Below are 23,024 nucleotides of genomic sequence, written 5' to 3' on the forward strand. Positions count from 1 at the left end.
AGCATCGATGGCAAGGGATTTCTGCAAGTCGCCATGCATTGATAGATATACCGCGTTATAAATTCCTAGTCGATGGGGAGATGTTTTAAATTCAATGATTTAAGAATAATCCACATTGGATGCAGAAACTTATTTCACCGTACTCATCACCAACTGTCTTAATATAAACTGCCTATACCCAATAATATGCCATTTTTCATCACATTTCTTAGCGCTAAGGGACTCAACCTGCCAAATCCAGTGCTAATATTACTTAAGATTAGGGTTAAATACTAACCCGCACTTTCAGTTAAGGTTATAACGTAACTTTTACTATTCAAGGATGTACCTATGAATTTAATTTATAAAGTAATTTGGAATGTATCTTTGAATACATGGGTTGCTGTTTGCGAGTTCGCCAAAGGAAGGCAAAAATCTAAAACGGGGCAACGGCTAGCCACACTCGCCCAACCAACCAAGTCATCGTCTCGTCAACTTCCTGCAAGGCTTGCCTTACTGGCTGCCACTATTATGGGTGTTCTCGGTAGTCAGCCTGCGTTTGCCATCAGTGCTTCGGATTGTGCAAGCATGGGATCCAGCTGTGTGGCAGTGAGTAACTATGCTGAATTAACAACTGCCCTAAATGGGGGAACGGCCACCACCATCTTGATGTTGAATGATATTACGCTGACCGGGGATATTGCCGTTAACCAAGCGGCCAGTAATCGGAAAGATCTGGTGATCGACGGCGGCGGTTTTACCCTGAACAGCGGACTTTACGGCTTTACCTTTACCTCCCAGAGTAACTCCATTGATTGGGGGGGGCCGGGCTCGTTTGCCTTGTCCAACCTGGCAGCACTCAACTCCACTACCGCAGGTGGATATACTATTTTTAAGATGGATGCTAATAACAGTGCGATAAACATTACCGTCGATAATATTGGCAATATGACCGACAGCATGCTGGCTGTTTTGGGTGTCATGGGTTCAGGGGGTGCGCCAAACTTAAACAGCCAGTTAATTATTGGGAACTTTACCAACCCTTTATCATTAACATTTGGCGTTAACCACCAGCTTGCGCAAGCCAGTAACATCCGATTTACTGGGCACTTTGATTTAACCGCTACCACAGGTAGCTTTCCGGCTATTTTTTGGACCAACTCGACCAATGCCTACAGCCGTATGTATTTTGACAGCACCGCAGATGTCACCATCACCACCCCAATATTGACTAATGGTGCTGGCGGGAACGGTTTCTATCAATATACGTTGGAAGATGGTGCTAAATTTGTTTTAAACTCGGCACAGAATGTTTTTGGCTCTGATAATAATGGCCTGGAGATCGGTAGCTATGACGCGAGCCAGATTATCGGTGCCGATCTCTTTACCGGCTTTGGTAGCGGCGCAATATTACAACTTGCCGCTCAAAATGGTGGGGCTTATACCACGGGTAATGGGATCACTAACGTGGGTGGTGGTAATACCGCAGGCATGGGAAATGGCGCGGCGCAAACTGGCGATGTAATTTACAATCTGGCAGATGGTTCGAAAATCGATGTATCTGCGGTGGCCAGCAACGGTATTCTGGCCAGCAAAACCGGTGTAGCCAATAATAGTGGGATCTATATCAGTTCTGGCGCGGCCATTAATGCCGGTACTGCTGGTGCCGGTATTTCTGCTTCTCATGCTGGTAATGGCAACATCCTGCTGGAAAATAAAGCCGCTGGTGTAATTACCGCTGGCACCGGGATCTCCGCTACCAATAGCGGGACGGCAACCATTGATGTTGCGAATAAAGGCATTATCAACAGCACCGTTGCAGGGATTGCAATCTCTTCTTCTTCAGCCCAAACCGTGAATGTTAATAATAGCGGCGGAACCATTAATGCCACCGCAGGCACCGGGATTAATGTGCTGACAAATGCGCTGTTAAACTTGGTTGGCGGGACAATTAATACCAGCGGTACCGCCAGTGGGTTAACTTTTGCCGGCACGACGAATAGCCATTCCCTGACAGATTTGATTATCAATCTGGGGGGCAGCGGTGGTGCCTTCAGCAAAGCTGCAGGCGTCAATCTGGTATTGAGTAATGTGGTCCTCAACACCATAAATAATACTGCGTTAACCAGCCTGAGCGGTCTAACCTTCGCCAGTAGCGCCAATGGCCGTAACACCATTAATGTTACGGGGACGGGTACTGGGATTGTGGCATCCAACACCGATCTGGGCACGCTGAATCCACAGGCATTGGATATCAATGTGTCCGGTGCAGGGATTGGAATCAACGTCACCGGTGGTGGCGTTGATTTATCAGGTAGCAACCTGAATATTAATGTCACCAACAGTGGTGGTTCGGCGCTGCAAATAAACGATGGTGCTGCCACGACCACCACGATTGGTGCTAATACACAAATAAATGCCACCGGTGCCACAGCAATCGATTTTACCGGCACCACGGCTAAAACATTAATTAATAACGGCACTCTGAATGGTGCTGTTACCTTTGCTGGCGCAGCTGATAATACCATTAATAACAATGGGATATTAAATGATGCACTGACCAGCGGTGCTGGTAATGACACGTTGTCGCTTGGCGCGCTCTCGCAAAGTAACGGCCCAATTAATCTGGGTGATGGCAATAATAGCGTCACTATTGAGAATGGTGCTGAAGTGGCCTCCATTACCACCGGGGTTGGTGATGATGTTTTCACCATCAATAATATGACACTGGGCAGTACCTATTTAGGTTTACTGAACGCAGGTTCCGGTACTAATAGCCTCAACTTTAATACGTCAACTGATACTCTGTCAGCCGACACCTCACTGCAAGGCTTCACCAATATCAATCTTACCAGCAGCCTTATCACCCTATCTTCTAACACCAACGTGGGCAGTGGTGTCATGAATATCGATAGCGGTAGTGAACTGCTGTTTGGCAGCACCTTTAATGGCCTACTGAATGCTTCTTTAGGGCATGTGGTCAGTGGTGATGGTTCAGCCATCGTGAATAACGGTGCCAATGTCACCCTCAGTCAGGCGAATACTTTTGCCGGACTCTGGCAGATTAATCAGGGGGGTGTGCTGACCGCCAGCAATAATGATCAAATGGGGGCAAGCCAGTTCTCGCTGGAAGGCACATTAAATCTGAATGGCATTACAACGTTTGATAATACTCTGACTGGCAACGGGTTATTGAATGTTGATTCAGCCAATAGCGCTTTCAATTTTGGGGTTAATACCGGTACCGACTTTGCTGGTACGGTCGATCTGAAGAACAGTACTTTCGTTCTGAACGACACCAATACCGCAGCACTCACCAATGCCACACTGAAACTGTCGGCAGGTAGCCAGACCACGGTGGGTAACGTAGACCGTACTTTGAACGAGCTTGAGCTGAATGGCGGCACCCTAACCTTTGACGGAGCGGCACCTCAGTCGAAGGCCCTTGGCGTCGTCACGGTGACCGATCTGGTGCTGAATAGCGGGACCATCAGCGTAACCGGTACCGAGGACTGGAATAACACCAACCCTGTGGTAGATCCGAATCTGTCGATCCTCGATCAGGACCTCGGTAATATCATGATGGACCTGGTGAACGCAGACAACGTGAGCGGCGATACCAACAACCTGCAGTTGATGGTCAACGGTACCTTGGTGACTTCCGACACCCAGGCGGTATCGTCCAATATCCAGCAGGGCGGTACCACGGTGGCTACCGCAACTTATAATTATGGACTGACCAGCGCTGATGGCGTTGGCGGCAAAGGTCTGTATGTCAATTACGGCCTGAAATCCCTGGACCTGTTGCCCAATGAGGGTAATGGCTTGTTATTGGCGACGGGTAGCAGTGCATCTTCCAATAAGGTGCTGAATACGGTGATTTCGGGTGTCGGTGGTTTGCAGGTGGATGCCACTAATGGCGCACTGACTCTGGCAAATGGCAATAACAGCTACAGTGGGACCACCGCAGTCAATGCTGGTGAGTTGGTTCTGGGGGCAAATGGTGCCTTTGGCCAGACTTCATTGCTAAATGTGCTTAGCGGGGCCAGTGCCAATATCAACGGGTACAGCCAGACAGTGGGTGCCTTGACCAACGCAGGTACAGTGACCCTGGGTCAGGATGGTGTACTGAACAGCGGCGTACTGACCAATACAGGTACTCTTGATCTGACTGGTGGGACGTTAAACCTGGATGAAGGCGGTACTTCAACGGCAACGGGTGGCCTGACTGGGAACGGTATCCTCAACATCAATGCTGGGGATCTGACCATCAGCGCCGCCAACAGCGGGTTAACTGGGCAAACCAACATTGCAGCGGGTGCTTCGGCAACCCTGAGCGGCGCAGGCTCACTGGGCACAAGTGGCATCGATGTACTTGGCGACCTGAATCTGAATGGTGCCAATACACTGACTAATGCGCTGAGCGGCAATGGTAATATCAATACTAATGCGGCAGTGACCCTGGGCGGCGACAGCAACTTTAGCGGTGCACACCATGTCGGGGCGGCGGGTGTTCTGACGGTGAGTCAAGCCAGCAATCTCGGGGCGGCCGCAGCCACGGTGAACCTGGATACGGCTACCTCTCGCCTCGTGCTGGATGCCGTTAGTGACAGCATTGCCAATACGCTGAGCGGTGTGACGGGGTCAACCGTTGATATCGTTAACGGTTCCGATCTCGCGCTGACGGGGGATAATAGTGGCTTTATCGGCCAGTATGCCTTGGCGGGCAACAGTCGGTTGAGCGTCGCATCCACGAACAACCTGGGAGCAGGATCCAGCGTAACGCTGGCCGGGGCACAAGATATTCTGGCCTTGAGCGGCTTTGATGGCACCTTTACCAATGCCGTCAGCGGTACTGGTATCCTGGAGGTTAACGCTGGTTCAACGGTGACGTTGACCAACAGTAACGCCGTCGCCAATACCGTGGCGGTAGATATTGCCGATGCACAACTGAATCTGGCGGATATCGCGCTGTTCGACCATCAACTGACCGGCAACGGCACGCTGAATGTCGAGAAGGCTGATGCCAATACCGTGTTCGACTTTGGTAGCACGGTAGGCAGTGCGTTCAGTGGTGTGGTGAACCTGCAAAATACCACCTTTAATCTCGATGGGCTGAATACCTCTGCGTTGACCAATTCCACCCTGAAATTATCCAATGGCAGTCTGGTCTCGGTAGCCGATGGTGTACAGAATATCGGTAAGTTAATGATGAACGGCGGTACCATACTGTTTAACAATCTGGTTGATAATTCGGGCGTACTCAGTTCTGCAGGGATTGTCGCTGCCAATAATATCGACACCACCGCGGGCGGTACTGTACGGGTTAATCTACCTGACAATGTCGAACCTAGCCTGGACGGTTTGTCGGTGATGGAACTGGATGAAGGTAGTATCATCGTCGCGTTGGCAACGGGTGCAGCCACCGGTAGTGGACAAGAATTGACCTTGGCCAACGAGAATGGTGACCCTCTCAGTGCTTCGGTGTATCAGGGGGTTTATAACAATGGTAGTAATACCGCTGCTGCAATGGGCACGTTTGATTACGGTATCACCACCGGTAATAATTATGATGGTCTGTATGTCAATTATGGGCTGAAAGTGTTGGATCTGTTAAGTAGCGGTGATGACGCTCTGGTGCTGACAGCGACGTTGGCAAATAATGGCATGCAGTCAAATGATCTCTCGGCGCAAATTACCGGTAAAGGTGATCTGGCCTTTGTTTCAGCCAATGATGGTAGCATCGCCTCATTATCGAATTCGACCAACGATTACACCGGCGCAACTTGGGTTCGTTCAGTTAACTTACGCTTGGATGCTGACTCAGCTCTTGGGAAAACCTCTCTGCTGGCAATGAGCAACCAGACCACTGTAGACCTAAACGGGACTCAGCAGACTGTTGGCGAATTAGCTACGGAAATCGGCAGTACACTGAATTTCAACGGGGGTAAACTGTCGGTCACGGACGGGGGGCAGGTGGATGGTTCCCTGGTGGGTAACGGCGAACTTGCCCTGATTGCCGGGGAACTCAGCATAACCCAAAGTAATAGCGGCTTTACCGGTAGTACTGATATTGCCAGTGGCGCAACGGCTCATTTGTACCAGGTGCAAGGGTTAGGCAGCGGGACAATCAACAATAACGGTATGCTGAATCTGGATAACAGCACCGGAGTATTGTCAAATAACCTGACGGGTAGCAACGGCAATGTGTTATTGACCAACAGTAGCAATGTCCTGTTGGCGGGTAACAACAGTGGCTATTCTGGCGTGTTCACCACCAATGCCGGAACCTCTTTAACCGCCAATAATGCCCAGAATCTGGGTGGCAGCAGCATTGTGAACAACGGTGACTTAGTACTGGATACCGCATCACAGTGGACATTAACCAACACTATCAGTGGTAATGGTGGGCTGATCAAACGTGGCACTGGCGCGGTAATCATCGAAGGCAGCACGGTCAGTGCTGGGCTGACGACGATTGAGCAAGGACTGTTGCAGTTAGGCAGCTCTGCGGCGACTTCAACACTGTCACTGGCAGAGTCCCCTTCTGACGATGCACTGCTCATGTCCTTGGCATCGAATGACGCTAATCTGGTGAGTGATGTCCTGATCACCGCCGCTGGCTCCCTCGGGGGGTATGGTCAGGTGACCGGGAATGTAGAGAACCGCGGCAATCTGATTATGCCTAATGCCTTGACTGGCGGTGATTTCGGCACTTTCACCATTAACGGTAATTATACTGGTGCCCAGGGAACGGTAGTCTTCAACACTGTTCTGGGCGAAGATTCCGCAGTCACCGATCGACTCTTGATTACCGGTGATACCGCCGGGCAGAGTTATGTCACGGTAAACAATATTGGTGGTAATGGTGCACGCACCAATGAAGGTATTAAAATCATCAATGTCATAGGTAATTCCGCGGGTGAGTTTACCCTTCAAGGACGTGCGGTTGCCGGTGCTTATGAGTACTTCCTGTATCAGGGAGGGCTGAGTTCACCGACTGATGGTGACTGGTATCTGCGTACCCAAGCGGATGATCGTCGCCCAGAACCGGCAAGCTACACCGCGAACCTGGCAGCGGCGAACAACATGTTCGTCAGTAACCTTGCTGATCGCACCGGTGAAACCTTGTACACCGACGTCTTTACCGGTGAAAAGAAAACTACCAGCTTGTGGCTACGCAATGTAGGCAGTCATAACCGTTCCCGTGACGGTAGCGGCGAGTTAAAAACACAGGATAACCGCTACGTTATACAATTGGGTGGGGATGTCGCGCAATGGAGTCTTAACTCACAGGACTTGTGGCGTGTGGGTGTAATGGCGGGTTATGCCAACAGCAGTAGCTCAACTGTGGCTCAGAATACCGGTTATCGTTCTACCGGTTCCGTAGATGGCTACAGCGTGGGTATGTATGCAACTTGGTTTGCTGATGGTGAGAACAAAACCGGTGCCTATGTCGATTCATCACTGCAATACAACTGGTTTAACAATGAGGTTAGCGGGCAGGATTTAGCGGCTGAAAAATACAACTCACAAGGATTCATTGCTTCAGTAGAGAGTGGTTATACATTCAATGTGAGTGAAAGTGCTGACCGCAGTTACTTTATTCAGCCAAAAGCACAAATCACTTGGATGGGTGTGGAGGCTGACTCTCATACAGAAAGTAATGGGACTGTTGTCACGGGTGAAGGCAATAACAACATTCAGACTCGTCTGGGTGTCAAAGGCTTTATCCTGCAGCACATAGATAAAGCCAACAACGGCTCGCAATTTAAGCCTTTTATCGAAACTAACTGGATCCATAACACTAAAGATTTTGCTACTAAAGTCGACGGCGTCACCGTGAAACAAGCGGGCGCAGAAAATGTGGCAGAAATCAAACTGGGTGCGGAAGGTCAGATAAATAAACAACTGAACCTCTGGGGCAATGTCGGTCAGCAAGTGGGCAATGATGGCTACAGCGATACCAGCGTGATGTTGGGGGTTAAATATAATTTCTAATCCGGTCGGTATGCGTCACCACGGGTGATCGAATACTGAATCTGGTGCAAGGTTGGATGTTATCCTCCCAAACACCCTGTCAGCAACGCGCTGACAGGGTGTTTTTTTGTTCAAAATTAATACCGCCAAAGCGTAACGTGAAGCTGAGTCGGTGGTGGTGTCTCTACATTGGCCTCTTCCAACTGATGTTCGCCCTCAGAAATGGCTTTCTTCCGTTTAACCATGGGCAACCTCTTTTATCTCATCCTCGGCAGCAGCAATGACGTGTTCTGCCCGCATAGCCAGCACATCCTGTGGGCGCTTCCCACCCAAGAAACTGTTGGCCGAGAGGAACCAATACGCAAGCCCCCACCCATCCTTAGCCTCACCGAAAACCTCAAGAATAGGTTTTAATACCTTGCGCGGCCGGTAGCCTGTAGTCGGGTCTAGCGCGTAGCCTGGGAAGTAGTCAACGCCATTATGTGTGATAGCAAATATTTGTTTCTGGCGTTTCCACTTGTTGGGCTGCGTGCTGGGGTTGCTGGCACTCAGCCCCGCCAATTCAGCAACCTGGGCTGCGGTCAGCCAGTCAGCACCTTCCAGTACCGAGTTCCGTGAACGCGCCATCATGGTCGCCTCTTTAAGCAAACTCGGTGTCGGTGGCACCTTCGGTACCAGAGCATCAACCAGCGCTTTAATCGTCTTCTCACGCTGTCCCCGCAAGGTTAGATCGATAAAGGAGACGATATTCGCCAATGTATGAGCTATCTGGTCAGCATGTCGAGCATCCGAGTGATCTATAGTCACGACAATAACTTGGTCAGCCTTGGAGCTATCGAGCCGGATTCGGACTTCCTGTGGTGTCCCAACCAAAGTGGGGAAAGACACTACATCATGGGAAGTAGTCATTTCAACCTCCGCAATAAATTATAAGATTATCTTAAATAAGGATATTCCATATAATCCATTATTGCTACTGCCATTATCACAGCCAAACAGCAGTCATCAAGCAAATGACGATGCAGCGCATTAGCTAACCACCCAGGCAACTTACCATTCTGCCGCTAATAACCCTTTCACATATTGATGGAAACTTCTTTCCGATATACGGCCTATTCGGCAACGTTCAGTGCTTAACAGCCTGCTACGCATTATCCCTACAACTCCTCCGTATTAATCTGCCTGTTCAGGCTCTACACTGAAGGTAATGGAGGGCTTATGCCACAGTTTGAAAATAGCTATCATCAGCAGTTATCCGGTTTTTACACCGAGTTGCATCCTACGCCACTTAACGGGGCCCGTTTGCTGTACCACAGCCAACCCTTGGCCGGTGAATTAGGTTTGGATGACAGTTGGTTTACACCGGAAAAAACACCCGTTTGGGCGGGGGAAACCCTGTTGCCAGGTATGCAGCCGCTGGCACAGGTTTATAGTGGTCACCAGTTTGGTGTTTGGGCCGGGCAGTTAGGCGATGGCCGCGGGATTTTATTGGGTGAACAGACGTTGGCGGATGGCCGCAGTATGGACTGGCACCTGAAAGGAGCCGGTTTGACGCCTTATTCCCGTATGGGTGATGGCCGGGCGGTGCTGCGTTCGGTTGTCCGCGAATTTCTGGCTTCAGAAGCGCTTCATCACTTAGGTGTCCCCACCACACGGGCGCTGACCATCGTCACCAGTGAACAACCGGTATTTCGCGAACAGCCTGAGCGGGGGGCGATGCTGCTACGCGTAGCAGAAAGCCATATCCGCTTTGGTCACTTTGAACATTTTTATTATCGCAGGCAGCCAGAGCAGGTGAAGCAACTGGCAGACTTTGTGATTGCTCATCACTGGCCACAATGGGCCGAAGAAAATGAGCGCTACTGGCTGTGGTTTACTGATGTCGTCGAACGGACCGCACGTTTAATTGCCCATTGGCAGACTGTCGGCTTTGCGCACGGGGTGATGAATACCGATAACATGTCGATCCTCGGCCTGACTCTGGATTTCGGGCCTTATGGTTTCCTTGATGATTACCAGCCGGATTATATCTGCAATCACTCGGATCATCAGGGGCGTTACGCTTTCGATAATCAACCCGCCGTTGCGCTGTGGAACTTGCACCGGTTGGCACAAACGCTTTCCGGCCTGATGACCACCGAGCAGTTACAGACTGCACTAGCCGCCTATGAACCGGCGTTGATGCAGGCTTATGGTCAACAGATGCGTGCCAAGCTGGGCTTCTTAACATCGTCTACCCAAGACAACGAGTTGCTGACTGAGCTGCTGCAACTGATGGCGCAGGAACGGCGCGACTATACGCGTACGTTCCGTTTATTGAGCGCGGTTGAACAGCAAAACAAGCACTCCCCGCTGCGGGATGAGTTTATCGATCGCGCTGGGTTTGATCATTGGTACCAGCAATACCGCCTGCGCTTGCAGCAAGAACAGGTGTGCGATGCCGAACGTCAGCAAGCCATGAAGGCGGTGAATCCGCAGTTGATTTTACGTAATTATCTGGCTCAGCAGGCAATCGAGGCGGCGGAACAAGATGAGGTCAATAAACTGGCTCGGCTGCACCAGGCATTGCTACAACCCTTTGCTGATGACCCGCAGTATGAGGATCTGGCGGCGTTACCGCCAGACTGGGGCAAGCATCTGGAGATCTCCTGCTCAAGCTAAAGCAGCTTTTCGATGTGCTCTGACAAGCTCTCTGGTTTAGTTAACGGGGCAAAACGCATGATTTGATCACCATCGGCGGTAAATAGAAATTTGGTGAAGTTCCACATGATGCGCTGGCTACCTAACATTCCCGGCGCTCTGCGCTTCAACTCACGGAACAGCGGGTGGGCATCGGCACCGTTAACGTCGATCTTGCTGAAAAGTGGGAAACTAACGCCGTAATTCAGGCTACAGAAGTCGGCGATCTCTTGGGCATTACCCGGTTCTTGTTTACCAAATTGATTACAGGGAAACCCGAGTACCACCAAGCCACGTTCGCGGTAGCGCTGCCAGAGGTTTTCTAACCCTTGATACTGTGGGGTAAAACCACATTGGCTGGCAGTGTTGGCCACCAGATAAACCCGTGCGGGGAAGTCTGCCAACGTTTTGCATTCACCCTGCAGGGTCATACAAGGGATAGATAACAAAGAAGGGTTCATATAAAGGCTCCGAATTACTACTGGTGGGCATGATAAAAACCCCACTTAGGGTGATCAGAAACGAGTCAATTGCATTCTAATAGATGCCATAATGCAACCCACTGATATTGTTGCCTTTATTGATGGCTGGTTTTAACTGAAATCCATTATTTAAATAGCAACGGTTTAAATGGCAATAGGCATATATCCGTATTGACTCAAGCGACATGGCGCATCAACTACCATGCCGCTTGAGTAAGGCAAGTTCCCGCTTAACGATTACTGGCAACCTGCTGTTGTGTCCAGGCCACCGTTTGTGCCGCTAACTGGTCGCTCGCTGCGCCAAAGGCTGTCACTACATGCTCCATACTTCTGCCATCAATGGGTTGACGCACCACAAAGCTACGGGTAGCGACCGCTCGGCGATCTGAGAGCCGAACCAGACGCGCATCAAACCGAATCACTACCTCGCCCTGCCCGGCGGTATAGACCGTCTGGAATGAAGATAGATCCCCGCTCAACTCATAGTCGACTTGCAGATTGTCGTCGTCACTGCTCACAGAGGAGAAGCGACCCGCGGTACGAAACTCCTGGATCAAACGGTTGCGCACCAATACTGAGGTAGGATCACTCCAGCGCGAACCACTATAAATGGTGATCTCAGAACCCTGCGGTTGAACGGCCATACGGGAACCGTTAAGGAACTGGCTGGTGTTAGGCTGCACGATACGCAGCGACTGCCCTAACTCTGGCCCCCCCGCCGAGGAAGAAGGATTAGCCGGTAACAAGTAGACCTGCGATATTGGGCTTTCCGGCAAAATGCTACAACCCGCCAGCATCATAACCGCCATCAGTGCCATCAGTCGTAACCCGGAACGCCACAGGTAATTGGGTAGTGCATTAAGGTAACTCATTTAGGTGTAAACTCCTTGGTACGTTCACGCCCCCTGAGCAAGGCGGAGGGGTTTTCTTCCAGACGATTAATGGAAGAGCGTAAAGCCGCTAAGGTTCTACGCAATTCATCCATCGCAGGGCCAATATCATTAAATCCGCGTACACCACTGCTCAGTGCTTGTTGATTTTCACTCACCAGTTTATTCAGAATGGCACTGGTCTTCTCCAGTGATGCCATGGTATTGGCAGCATTACTCACCAGTTGTTTCCCTTGACCATCCAATAAGGTGTTGGCATTGCGCATCAGCCGACTGGCTTGTACCAGCGCGTCATTACTCTGTTTGGTCACCAGCGCCAATTGTTGCAATATGGTGCGAATATCATCACGCTGACCAGCCACGGTATCGGTAATTTTGTCCAGGTTTTCCAACGTATTGGTTAGCCGCCGCTGGTTATCTGGCGTCAGAATCTGATTCAAGCGGATTAATACTTCATTGATATTGGTCATCAAATCTTCACTACTGCTCAGCAACTGATTCAATGGCGAAGGTGTCGCGATAATCACCGGGATATCACCCCCTTGCGCCGTCAACATCGGGCTGCTTTCACTACCACCACTCAGTTGAATATTGGCGGTGCCGGTTATTCCAGCCATAGCCAAGCGGGCCTGGGTATCCTGGCGGATCGGGGTCGAGGCCGTTACCCTGATGCGCGCCCAGACCTTAGTGGGCACCTCTCTATCCAGGCGTAATTGCACCACCTCCCCCACGCGGATCCCGCTGTAATTAACCACACTACCTTGGGAAAGGCCGTTAACTGACTCATTAAACACGATGTCGTACAGCGTAAACTCGCGATCACTGCCAGATTTAGTCAGCCACACGCTGAAAAACAACACCGCACTAAAAATGATCAGCGTGAATAAGCCAATGAGTACATGGTGAGCTCGGGTTTCCATTTCTTATTGCCTCTCTGCTATGTTCATGACGGCTTGCTGTGCTGCTCGCCCACGCGGGCCGTGAAAATATTCCTGGATCCAGGGATCATCCGTTGCCGCGACTACGTCCAGTGAGTCCACCACCAACACCTTCTTCTGCGAGAGTACCGCTACGCGATCACAAATGGTGTAGAGAGTATCCAGATCATGGGTCACCAAAAACACCGTTAACCCCAAGGCATCGCGCAGTGTGCGGATCAAGTTATCAAAAGCAGCGGCACCAATAGGATCAAGCCCGGCGGTGGGTTCATCAAGAAACAGGATTTCCGGATCGAGCGCCAATGCCCTGGCCAATGCCGCACGCTTAACCATACCGCCTGACAGTGAAGCCGGGTATTTATTACCCGCATTGCCGGGTAGACCCGATAGCGCCAGCTTGACCTGCGCCAATTGCTCCGCATCATGGCGCTGCAAGCCACCATATTCCATTAACGGCAACGCCACATTTTCTGTCACCGTCAATGAGCTGAACAACGCTCCGCGCTGAAACAACACACCAAATCGCCGTTCTACCGCTGAACGCCGCTCCCCGGTCAGCGTCATCAGATCCTCACCGAAAACCTGAATTTGGCCTGCAGTTGGGCGGCGCAAGCCAACAATAGTGCGCAATAACACGGATTTCCCGGTACCCGAACCACCCACGACACCCAGTATCTCGCCACGGCGCACATCTAGATCCAGATCTTCGTGCACACATTGTTTGCCAAAACAGTTACGCAATTTGCGGATACGGATTATGGCTTCCGGCGTTGACTGGTTCACCATCCCATCTCCATAAAAAACAGTGCAGCGACCGCATCCAACAGGATCACCACAAAGATTGAGTGTACGACGCTGGCGGTGGTGTGAGAGCCCACCGATTCAGCGCTGCCAGTCACCTTAAAACCTTCCAGGCAACCAATAATAGCAATCAGGAATGCAAACACCGGTGCCTTACTCATCCCCACCAGGAAATGCTGAAAACCACCGCTACTTTGCATAATGGTCAAAAACATGGTGGGAGAGATATCCAGAGTCAACGCACAGACTATCAACCCGCCAAAAATCCCGCTAATCATGCCGATAAAGGTCAGCATCGGCAAAGCCAGTAACAGTGCCAACACCCGCGGCAGCACCAATAGCTCAACCGAATTGAGCCCCAACGTCTGAATAGCGTCGATCTCTTCATTGGCTTTCATCAGCCCGATTTCTGCTGTGAAGGCACTCGCGGTACGGCCAGCCATTAAGATGGCAGTCAACAGCACCGCAAATTCGCGCAGGAATGAAAACACCACCAGATGAACAGTAAAGATACTGGCGCCAAAGGTTGATAATACCGTTGAGCCAAGAAAGGCAATCACCGCCCCCACCAGAAAAGTGAGTAACATAATGATCGGTACCGCGTTAAGGCCAATCTGCTGCAGATTGGCGACCAGCGAAGTGATACGCCAACGGGAAGGACGCCACAGGCTGACCACCAAAGTATTTAGTGTTAGGCCAATAAACCCGAGTAATTCAACCAGATTTTGCCAGAAATTGGCCATCGACTGCCCCACTGTGGCCAACAATTCAGTCACTAGGCCTGGTGCTTTTTCTTCAGCTGGTTGGTGGAAATCGTGTAAAGCATGGCCGACTGTTTCCAGCAAAACTCGCCGCTCGGCAGGCAACGAAGGGGCAATCTGTTGCAGATTGAATATTCGTTGCTCTCCCAGCAGTTTGACCAGTAATGCCGCTCCGGCGGTATCCAGAATACCTAGCTGGCCAAGATCAAAAACCACTCCGGAATGAATGCGGTTTTGCAATTGCCTGACCGCGGGTTCTAACTCGCGATAATTCGCTAATACCCAATCTCCAGATGCGGAAACTCTGGGTGGCTGGGTGCTTTCATCCAAATTGAGTAATGTTTTAATCTGTTGTTCTGTCATAAAAAGAACCCGTTCCCTAAAGCTGACCAGCCAAACAGCTAACTGAATAATGCTAATTTAATTAAAGCTCAAAAAACAGATAACAATTCAGGGCAAGAACCTTTTTTATCGCGTATACCTTTTTATCGCACATACCTTTTTATTGCACACACCTTTTTATCGCACATACCTTTTTATTGCACACAAACTAGCGTAGCGGGTTTGAAGCAATTTGCTATCTTATGGCTAAATATCAATAGGTGGCGCACAGGATCCCGCCAGACGGTCACTGAATGACAAAGCAATCAAAACAGCAGAAATCATAGCGATGTCATGCCTGACAGTTTGAGCCACATGGGTACTGGTCAGCAGGGCAAACCTTAGCGGTTACGACTCACCCTGCTTACTTTGCATTACTTCACTTCACCCATGGCTTTCAAATTCTTGGAGAGCTCACGGCGCTCTTTCGACAGATCCGCATTTTTGATGATGTAATCATCAACACGGTCTTCATAATCGCTGCGCATATTGGCGATGATGCCTTGGATGTCTTCAATACTCATGCCAGGTTTGATGTACTCGCTCAAGTTGTCAAGCAGCAGTACCCGCTTCTGGTTATCACGAATTTTTTTCTCGTTATCAACAATTTCACGTTGTAGCTTGTTTTTACGGCGGAACATACGCACAAACTCCAGCACGTTCTGAAAACTCGGCTTAATTGCATTATCCATCTTTATACCCTTGCTTTAGTAATATACAGATTCAATTGAATACGCACACAATGCTACCAAGATACAGGTTTGTCGTCGTCAGGCACAACTGTCATTGACGTATTTTACCTATAATTAACACACTGCCCCGCTGTTAATAACAATGGATGTCATCGTGAATGCCCCGTCATCATGTGCTCCACAGGCCATTCTTGATGCACAGCGGTAATGCCATTATCAGTCTAGGGTAAAATCAATATCCAGATTTGCTTGGCTTCATCCTTTGTGCGATTACAATAGGAGTTATTCTTATCTCACTGAAGAGATGTCATTTTGAGCAGTAAGGCAAACCCGACTTTTTATATCCATGACTATGAAACCTTCGGTAAAAGTCCATCACTGGATCGCCCCGCGCAATTTGCCGGGGTGCGCACTGATTTAGATTTCAACCTTATCGAAGAGCCATTAGTTGTTTACTGTGCGCCTGCCGATGACTACTTACCGGATCCCGAAGCGGTCATGATCACCGGTATTACTCCACAGCAAGCGCTAGCTAAAGGCGTTAATGAAGCCGAGTTTGCCCGCCAAATCCACCAGGCATTCAGTGTTCCCGGCACCTGTATTTTAGGCTATAACAATATCCGTTTCGACGATGAGGTCAGCCGCAATATTTTCTATCGCAGTTTCTACGATCCCTATGCTTATAGTTGGCAAAATGGCAATTCCCGTTGGGACTTATTGGATGTGATGCGCGCCTGCTACGCCCTACGGCCAGAAGGTATCCACTGGCCAGAAAATGAAGATGGCTTGCCCAGTTTCCGCCTGGAGCACTTGACGGCGGCCAATGGCGTAGAGCACCAACAGGCTCATGATGCGATGTCCGATGTCCATGCGACTATCGCCATGGCTAAGTTGGTTAAACAGGCACAGCCCAGATTATTTGACTATTTGTTGCAGCATCGTAATAAGCACAAACTGAATACGCTGATTGATATTGCAGAAATGACCCCCTTGGTCCATGTTTCCGGCATGTTTGGTGCGGCACGGGGTAACACCAGTTGGGTTTCACCACTTGCTTGGCACCCGGATAACAAAAATGCCGTTATCATGTGTGATCTGGCTGGTGATATTACCCCTTTGTTGACACTGAACGCCGATGAGCTGCGGGAACGCCTCTATACCCCTCGCAATCGCTTGGCGGCAGATCAGGCACCAATACCCATCAAACTGGTGCATATCAATAAATGCCCGGTACTGGCTCCTGCCAAAACCTTGTTGCCAGAAAATGCCGAACGCTTAGGTATCGATCGCCAGGCCTGCCTTGAGAACCTGAAGGTACTGCGCCAACACCCGGAAATTCGTGAAAAAGTCGTCGCACTTTTTGCCGAGGCGCCGACTTTCACCCCGAGTAACAATGTTGATGCTCAGTTGTATGAAGGTTTCTTTAGCGATGCCGACAAAGCAGCCATGAAGATCATTCAGCAAACCAAGCCGCAGGATCTGCCGCTGCTGGATTTGACCTTCGGCGATAGTAGAATCAAAGCGCTGTTATTCCGTTACCGCGCACGTAATTACCCGCAGACCCTGGATGATAGCGAACAACGCCGTTGGCTGTTACACCGCCAGGATGTGCTGAATATCGATAGGGTACAAGAGTATCTGTTGCAATTAGACGCGCTGTACCAGCAGTACCAAGGGGATGAAAAGAAAACAGCGCTACTGAAAGCGCTGTTTGATTACGGTAAACAATTGGTGGGATAAACCCAGCCACCGCACAGGGTGAATATCAATTGATAGGGCTCAAGCTTATTTATTGCTGAGCCCCTCCAATCAAACTACGTCCTCGCAGGCTTGCGGCACTGGCAAACGGAAGATGCGGGTAACAAACGCCAGGTAGATCAAACCAATGGATGCCCAAATCAGCCCCAATATCATTGAGCTGGCTTCCAGGTTGATCCACAGCGCACCCACCGTCAATGCCCCCATCAGCGGTAATATCAGGTAATTGAAGATATCTTTTGCCGTCCGATTACGTTTCTCACGAATATAAAACTGTGAGATCACGGACAGGTTCACAAAGGTAAAGGCAATCAATGCACCAAAGTTAATCAATGCCGTTGCAGTGACCAAGTCGAACTCGATGGCAGAAAGCGCTATCACACCAACCAGCAATACGTTGAGGACAGGTGTACGCCATTTTGGATGCACATAGCCAAAGAAACGCTCCGGGAACACGCCATCACGCCCCATCACATACATCAAGCGGGAAACCCCCGCATGAGCAGCCATGCCTGATGCCAGTACGGTTACACAAGAGAATACCAAAATCACTGACTGGAAGAACTTACCGGCCACATACAGCATAATTTCTGGCTGTGAAGCCTCAGGATCCTTGAAACGCGAGATGTCTGGGAAGTAAAGCTGGACAAAATAAGACACCACAATAAAGATGATGCCGCCAATCAATGCCGTCAGGAAGATCGCTTTCGGGATCACATTCTCAGCGTCTTTGGTCTCTTCAGATAATGAGCTGATGCCATCAAAACCAAGAAACGAAAAACAGAGAATGGTTGCACCGGTAATCATTGGCACAACATGGGCATTATCAGACCAGAACGGGCGGCTACTGACTAACGTACCACCACCTTCGCCGTGGGAAAGGCCATACACCACCAACCCCAGAAACACGACCATGATCGCCACCTGCACCACCACAATAATGGAGTTTAGGTTTGCCACCAATTTAATGCCGCGCAGGTTGAAAAAGGTCATCAACCCCACCAACACCACTACAAAGATCCAGGATGGTATGCCTGGGAAAATCGCTTCCAGATATATTTTTGCCAGCAGGATGTTGATCATCGGCATGAACAGGTAGTCCAGCAGGGATGACCAGCCAACCATAAAACCGACATGAGGGTTGATGGCTTTTTGCGCATAAGTATAGGCAGAACCGGCAGAAGGATATTTCCGCACCAGTTTGCCGTAGCTCAACGCAGTAAACAGGATCGCCAACAATGCAAATGCATAGGCGGTTGCCACGTGGCCATCTGTCAGGCCAGAAACAATGCCAAAAGTGTCAAAGATAGTCATTGGCTGCATATAGGCCAAGCCCATCATCACCACTGGGACGAGAGTTAGCGTTTTACGCAGTTTTACACGTTGGCCGGCGGGTGCGCCGTTGATGATGTTATCGGACATTGCGCAGCCTCCCCTTACCTTGAGCCTGACGGATACTTAATACCCTAAGACTTAAGGTTGCGGGGAAACATCGCAACAGACGACTGAATTCTAAAAGAGGGACAAGAGAAGCAGGATAACGAGGCGAAATTGCCTTGATTGCTCCATAGTCGCTGCCACGGCAGCGGAAACCGGTGAGTACCGGTACTAAAGTGAAAAAGTGCCCCATTATTCTTATCCTCATGATTCACGACCATAAAGTTTTGTTTGATCGTGACAAACTATTTATCTATCCGGCTCGATGTCCGGCCTCGCTTGGTGTGTGAAATTCACAGTGGTTACGCAATGCAAAAAAATAACCGACGCGTTAAAACGTCGGTTATCTGCATTTCGTGTATTTTGCACATTTGGCTGCTGAAAAACAAGCCCTGAAAACCCTTACGACAAACTCTTTTTACAACAAACTATTTTAGTGATTAACAGAGCTGCGGCAGGTCGCAGAACGACCTCCTACACACCGCCATCACCAGCAAATCACTGTTTATTAGCATCCCACTTCGGGAACTCCATTTCATCGTATTTCACAATACGGGTACCGCGTGTCAACTTATAGCCAAACCAGATCACCAAGAACAGCGGAATACCAATATAAGTCGCCGTCACTCCATACCAGTCAATTCTGTCTTGCAGGAAAGCCTGATAATTTTGCCCTAAGGTAATGATCAAGCAGAGTACAAAGGCAAAAATAGGCCCTAACGGAAAGAAACCGGATTGATAGGGCAGATCGTTAAGGTCTAATCCACGTGCCACATAGCCACGGCGGAAGCGGTAATGGCTGATAGCAATCCCCAACCAGGCGATAAAACCGGTCATCCCCGAGGTATTGAGTAACCACAGATAGACTTCCTGGTTGCCAAACATGGAGCTGAGGAAGCAAAGCCCTGCAACCACGGTGGTGGCATACAGTGCATTACGCGGTACACCCCCTTTAGATAACTTGGCAAAAATACGTGGTGCTTTCCCTTCGGAAGCCAAAGTGAACAGCATACGGGTTGAGGCATACATCCCAGAGTTACCGGCGGAGAGCACCGCCGTCAGGATCACCGCATTCATCACTGCTGCTGCGGAAAGCAGACCGGCGTGCTCGAAGACCAGGGTAAACGGACTGACGCTGATATCTTTCACATCGTTGCGCAGCAAGCTAGGATCTGTGTAAGGAATGATCAAGCTGATGATCAGAATCGCAAAGATATAAAACAGCAAAATACGCCAGAACACTTGCCGCACCGCACGGGGAATATTCTTGCCAGGATCTTCTGATTCACCCGCTGCAATCCCGATCAGTTCGGTCCCTTGGAAGGAGAAGCCAACAATCATCGCCACCCCGATCATGGCTGAAAAACCACCGGCAAAAGGTGCATCGCCAATGGTCCAGTTATGCCAGCCAGCCCCTTCACCACCACGTAAAATGCCGAAAATCATCAGCATGCCGAGGCCAATAAAGATGATTACGGTGCTCACTTTGATCAGTGAGAACCAATATTCTGCCTCACCGAAGCCTTTAACCGAGATGTAATTCAGCAGAAACATCACGCCAAGGAACAGTGCACTCCAGATCCAGCCCGGCGTATCTGGAAACCAGTAATTCATCACCAACTGTGCAGCGACCAAGTCAACTGCGATGGTCACGGCCCAGTTGTACCAGTAGTTCCAACCGAGGGCGAAGCCAAAGCCCTCTTCAACATATTTGGCCCCATAGGTGGAAAATGAGCCGGAAACTGGCATAAATGCGGCCAATTCACCCAAGCTGGTCATCAGGAAATAGACCATCAGGCCGATAAGCGCATAAGAAAGTAGTGCCCCCCCAGGACCAGCCTGAGAAACTGTTGCCCCTGATGCAACAAATAGACCGGTACCAATAGAGCCGCCAATGGCAATCATGGTCAAATGCCGCGCTTTCAACTCACGGCGTAATCTCGGTGCTGGTTGCCCCGTTGTTTTTATATCCATTCGAGCCTTTCTTACCCTATATTTATACTGGTATGTCAAAAATGAGGGGCAGATTGTAGCAAATACCCGCCAAGGCACTAGCAGCAATGCGCTAATATAAGATAGCTTCATAATCCAACGCTGATTATTAGCAAAACCCTAATGTGCTAACTTCCCCCTTCACTGGCGCTCAAGATCCGCTAGCGGGACCGCGCAATAATTCAAGAAACGTTGTAATGCATGAGACAGATGCTTCTGCCGATGATGGATCAAGTACAGCGTCCGCCTCAGCGGCGGTAATGGGATCTTGAGTTCAACCAGTACCCCACTGTTCAGCTGTTCCTCAACCACTCGCCGTGAAAGGCAGCTAATGCCAATACCGTAACGCACGGCGTGCTTAATCGCCTCGGAGTTACCCAACTCCATGACCAACTGAAAATGGGGTAATTTTGCCAGCAACAGATGATCCAGCACTTCTCGCGTGCCGGAACCCTGCTCACGCAGGATCCAGGGCGCACGGGCCAGGGCATCCAACGTGATGGGATGTAGCGACAACGGATTATCTGGCGCGGCAAAGACCACCAGCTCATCGTCCAGCCAGGGATGAGTCACCAGTTCCGGCCTATGACATGGCCCTTCTATTAAGCCCAGATCAACACGAAAATCAGCGACTGCGACAATCACATCCTGGCTGTTTCCGACGTTTAACTCCAATGGCGTCGCAGGAAAATCTTTCCGATAGCGGGCCATCATCTCTGGCAGCATATAGTTACCAATCGTGCTGCTGGCCGCGATACGCAAAGCAGCACTATCATGCCGAAACAGTTGCTCTATTTCGCCAGCTTGTTCCAGCAGCGCCAGGGCTTTAGGGTACAACAAACGACCATGTTCATTAATGACCAAGCGTTTGCCCACCCGGTCAAACAGCAGCACATGCAATTGCCCTTCCAGATCAGCCAGAGCCGCGCTAACTGCTGATTGTGATAAAGCCAATACCGCAGAGGCTTGTGTGGTTGAGCCCCCTTTTAGCACTTCGCAGAAGACTTCCAGTTGGCGCAAGGTGATGTGCATATTCTGCCTCAAGGTCAAACAACGACCGTTCTATACCAGTTATTCCGATAGGTTATAAATATATAATCAATTTCTTTTTTAGATCACCAGCATTTATCCTTCCAGCTAATAAATTGATAGAGGATTGATTAATGGCAAGTGATACCACCCCAGCCTGCCCTGCACGCCATTTCCCCCAATTTGGCATCACCAAGCTGATCGCGGGTCTGCTGCTGACCGGCGCATTAACCGCACTGGCAGTCTGGGCGAGCAATATTCCCTGGGTTGCTGATTTGGGGCTAGGTGCCCTAACGCTGGCAATCTTACTCGGCATCGTGGTGGGCAACACGGTTTATCCCTGGTTGCAACCCCGTTGTCATGCTGGCGTCCAACTGGCTAAACAGCGCCTGCTGCGCCTGGGGATTATTCTTTATGGTTTCCGCTTAACCTTCCAGCAAATTGCTGATGTAGGCGCCGCTGGCATTATTATTGATGCACTTACCCTTGGCACTACCTTTCTACTGGCCTGCTGGCTAGGCAGAAAAGTCTTTGACATTGATAGCCAGACCACCATGCTGATCGGTGCGGGCAGCAGTATCTGTGGTGCCGCCGCCGTGATGGCTACTGACCCGATATTAAAAGCTGACTCCAGCAAAGTGGCGGTCGCCGTCTCTACCGTGGTGGTATTTGGTACTCTGGCTATCTTTGCTTACCCCTGGCTGTATCATCTCAACCAGCACTTTCAATGGCTGCCGTTCAACCAGCAAGCCTTCGGTATCTATATTGGGTCTACCGTTCATGAAGTCGCCCAAGTGGTGGCGGCGGGTCATGCCATTGGACCGGATGCAGAAAATGCGGCAGTGATCACCAAGATGATCCGCGTGATGATGCTGGCCCCTTTCCTACTGCTGCTATCCGGCTACCTTAGTCGCCGTAATAGCAACGGTAACCAGAGTGAAAAATCTGCCATTACTATCCCTTGGTTCGCGGTGTTATTTATCGCGGTGGCCGGGTTGAATTCGTTAAATTTGCTGCCAACCATGGTGGTACGGCAACTGATCACCCTCGATACCTGGATGCTGGCGATGGCGATGGCGGCATTGGGGTTGACCACCCATATCAGCGCGGTACGGCAAGCCGGTGTAAAACCCATTTTGCTGGCAACATTGCTATTTATCTGGTTGGTTATTGGCGGAGGTGCCATCAATCAGTTAGTACAGCATGTACTGTAATAGCCTTTTAC

At 50.1% G+C, this 23,024-nt stretch carries 14 protein-coding genes; 4 read left to right on the plus strand and 10 right to left on the minus strand.

The genetic code is table 11. The features are described from left to right. Positions 1–330: 330 nt before the first annotated feature. Complete coding sequence (locus AC2A06_RS12585; RefSeq protein WP_484380510.1) at positions 331–7,980, plus strand: autotransporter outer membrane beta-barrel domain-containing protein; 7,650 nt, start codon at positions 331–333, stop codon at positions 7,978–7,980. A 216-nt stretch (positions 7,981–8,196) separates the two neighbouring features. On the opposite strand, the gene AC2A06_RS12590 is transcribed toward AC2A06_RS12585, so the two are convergent. Continuing rightward, on the minus strand, positions 8,197–8,868 hold the full coding sequence (locus AC2A06_RS12590) for a hypothetical protein (RefSeq protein WP_484380511.1): 672 nt from the start codon (positions 8,866–8,868) through the stop codon (positions 8,197–8,199). Between the two features lie 309 nt (positions 8,869–9,177). Between AC2A06_RS12590 and AC2A06_RS12595 the strand changes: the two genes are divergently transcribed. Next, complete coding sequence (locus AC2A06_RS12595; protein ID WP_484380512.1) at positions 9,178–10,620, plus strand: protein adenylyltransferase SelO; 1,443 nt, start codon at positions 9,178–9,180, stop codon at positions 10,618–10,620. Here the strand turns inward: AC2A06_RS12595 and AC2A06_RS12600 are convergent. The 6 genes from AC2A06_RS12600 to tmaR all read right to left on the minus strand — a co-directional run bounded on the left by AC2A06_RS12600 (position 10,617) and on the right by tmaR (position 15,583). Next, positions 10,617–11,099 (minus strand): glutathione peroxidase, encoded by a 483-nt coding sequence (locus AC2A06_RS12600; RefSeq protein ID WP_023490964.1) that lies wholly within the window; start codon positions 11,097–11,099, stop codon positions 10,617–10,619. The two genes, AC2A06_RS12595 and AC2A06_RS12600, sit on opposite strands and share 4 nt — an antisense overlap. Before the next feature lie 251 nt (positions 11,100–11,350). Further along, complete coding sequence (locus AC2A06_RS12605; protein WP_484380513.1) at positions 11,351–11,992, minus strand: ABC-type transport auxiliary lipoprotein family protein; 642 nt, start codon at positions 11,990–11,992, stop codon at positions 11,351–11,353. Continuing rightward, positions 11,989–12,930 (minus strand): MlaD family protein, encoded by a 942-nt coding sequence (locus AC2A06_RS12610; RefSeq protein WP_484380514.1) that lies wholly within the window; start codon positions 12,928–12,930, stop codon positions 11,989–11,991. The genes AC2A06_RS12605 and AC2A06_RS12610 overlap by 4 nt, the downstream gene beginning before the upstream one ends. A gap of 3 nt (positions 12,931–12,933) precedes the next feature. Next, positions 12,934–13,734, minus strand: coding sequence for an ABC transporter ATP-binding protein (locus AC2A06_RS12615; RefSeq protein WP_484380515.1), 801 nt, complete (start codon positions 13,732–13,734; stop codon positions 12,934–12,936). Then, positions 13,728–14,873: an MlaE family ABC transporter permease gene (locus tag AC2A06_RS12620; RefSeq protein ID WP_484380516.1), complete on the minus strand. Its 1,146-nt coding sequence runs from the start codon at positions 14,871–14,873 to the stop codon at positions 13,728–13,730. The genes AC2A06_RS12615 and AC2A06_RS12620 overlap by 7 nt, the downstream gene beginning before the upstream one ends. A 392-nt stretch (positions 14,874–15,265) precedes the next feature. After that, positions 15,266–15,583: a PTS system regulator TmaR gene (gene tmaR / locus AC2A06_RS12625; RefSeq protein WP_023492162.1), complete on the minus strand. Its 318-nt coding sequence runs from the start codon at positions 15,581–15,583 to the stop codon at positions 15,266–15,268. Positions 15,584–15,895: 312 nt separating this feature from the next. On the opposite strand from tmaR, the gene sbcB reads away from it, so the two are divergent. Continuing rightward, positions 15,896–17,323, plus strand: a complete 1,428-nt coding sequence (sbcB, locus tag AC2A06_RS12630) for an exodeoxyribonuclease I (RefSeq protein ID WP_484380517.1) — start codon at positions 15,896–15,898, stop codon at positions 17,321–17,323. A gap of 69 nt (positions 17,324–17,392) precedes the next feature. Here sbcB and AC2A06_RS12635 read toward each other — a convergent pair whose 3' ends face one another. The 3 genes from AC2A06_RS12635 to yieE all read right to left on the minus strand — a co-directional run bounded on the left by AC2A06_RS12635 (position 17,393) and on the right by yieE (position 21,802). Then, positions 17,393–18,763 (minus strand): APC family permease, encoded by a 1,371-nt coding sequence (locus AC2A06_RS12635; protein WP_473195495.1) that lies wholly within the window; start codon positions 18,761–18,763, stop codon positions 17,393–17,395. A gap of 513 nt (positions 18,764–19,276) precedes the next feature. Beyond that, complete coding sequence (locus tag AC2A06_RS12640) at positions 19,277–20,752, minus strand: amino acid permease (protein ID WP_023492156.1); 1,476 nt, start codon at positions 20,750–20,752, stop codon at positions 19,277–19,279. A 159-nt stretch (positions 20,753–20,911) separates the two neighbouring features. Further along, entirely contained in the window at positions 20,912–21,802 is an 891-nt protein-coding gene (gene yieE / locus AC2A06_RS12645; RefSeq protein WP_484380518.1) for a DNA-binding transcriptional regulator YeiE, read from the minus strand. A 131-nt stretch (positions 21,803–21,933) separates the two neighbouring features. On the opposite strand from yieE, the gene AC2A06_RS12650 reads away from it, so the two are divergent. Further along, positions 21,934–23,013, plus strand: coding sequence for a YeiH family putative sulfate export transporter (locus tag AC2A06_RS12650; RefSeq protein WP_484380519.1), 1,080 nt, complete (start codon positions 21,934–21,936; stop codon positions 23,011–23,013). Positions 23,014–23,024 lie beyond the last annotated feature (11 nt).

Source organism: Serratia sp. HNCC26DJ244 (assembly GCF_057180565.1).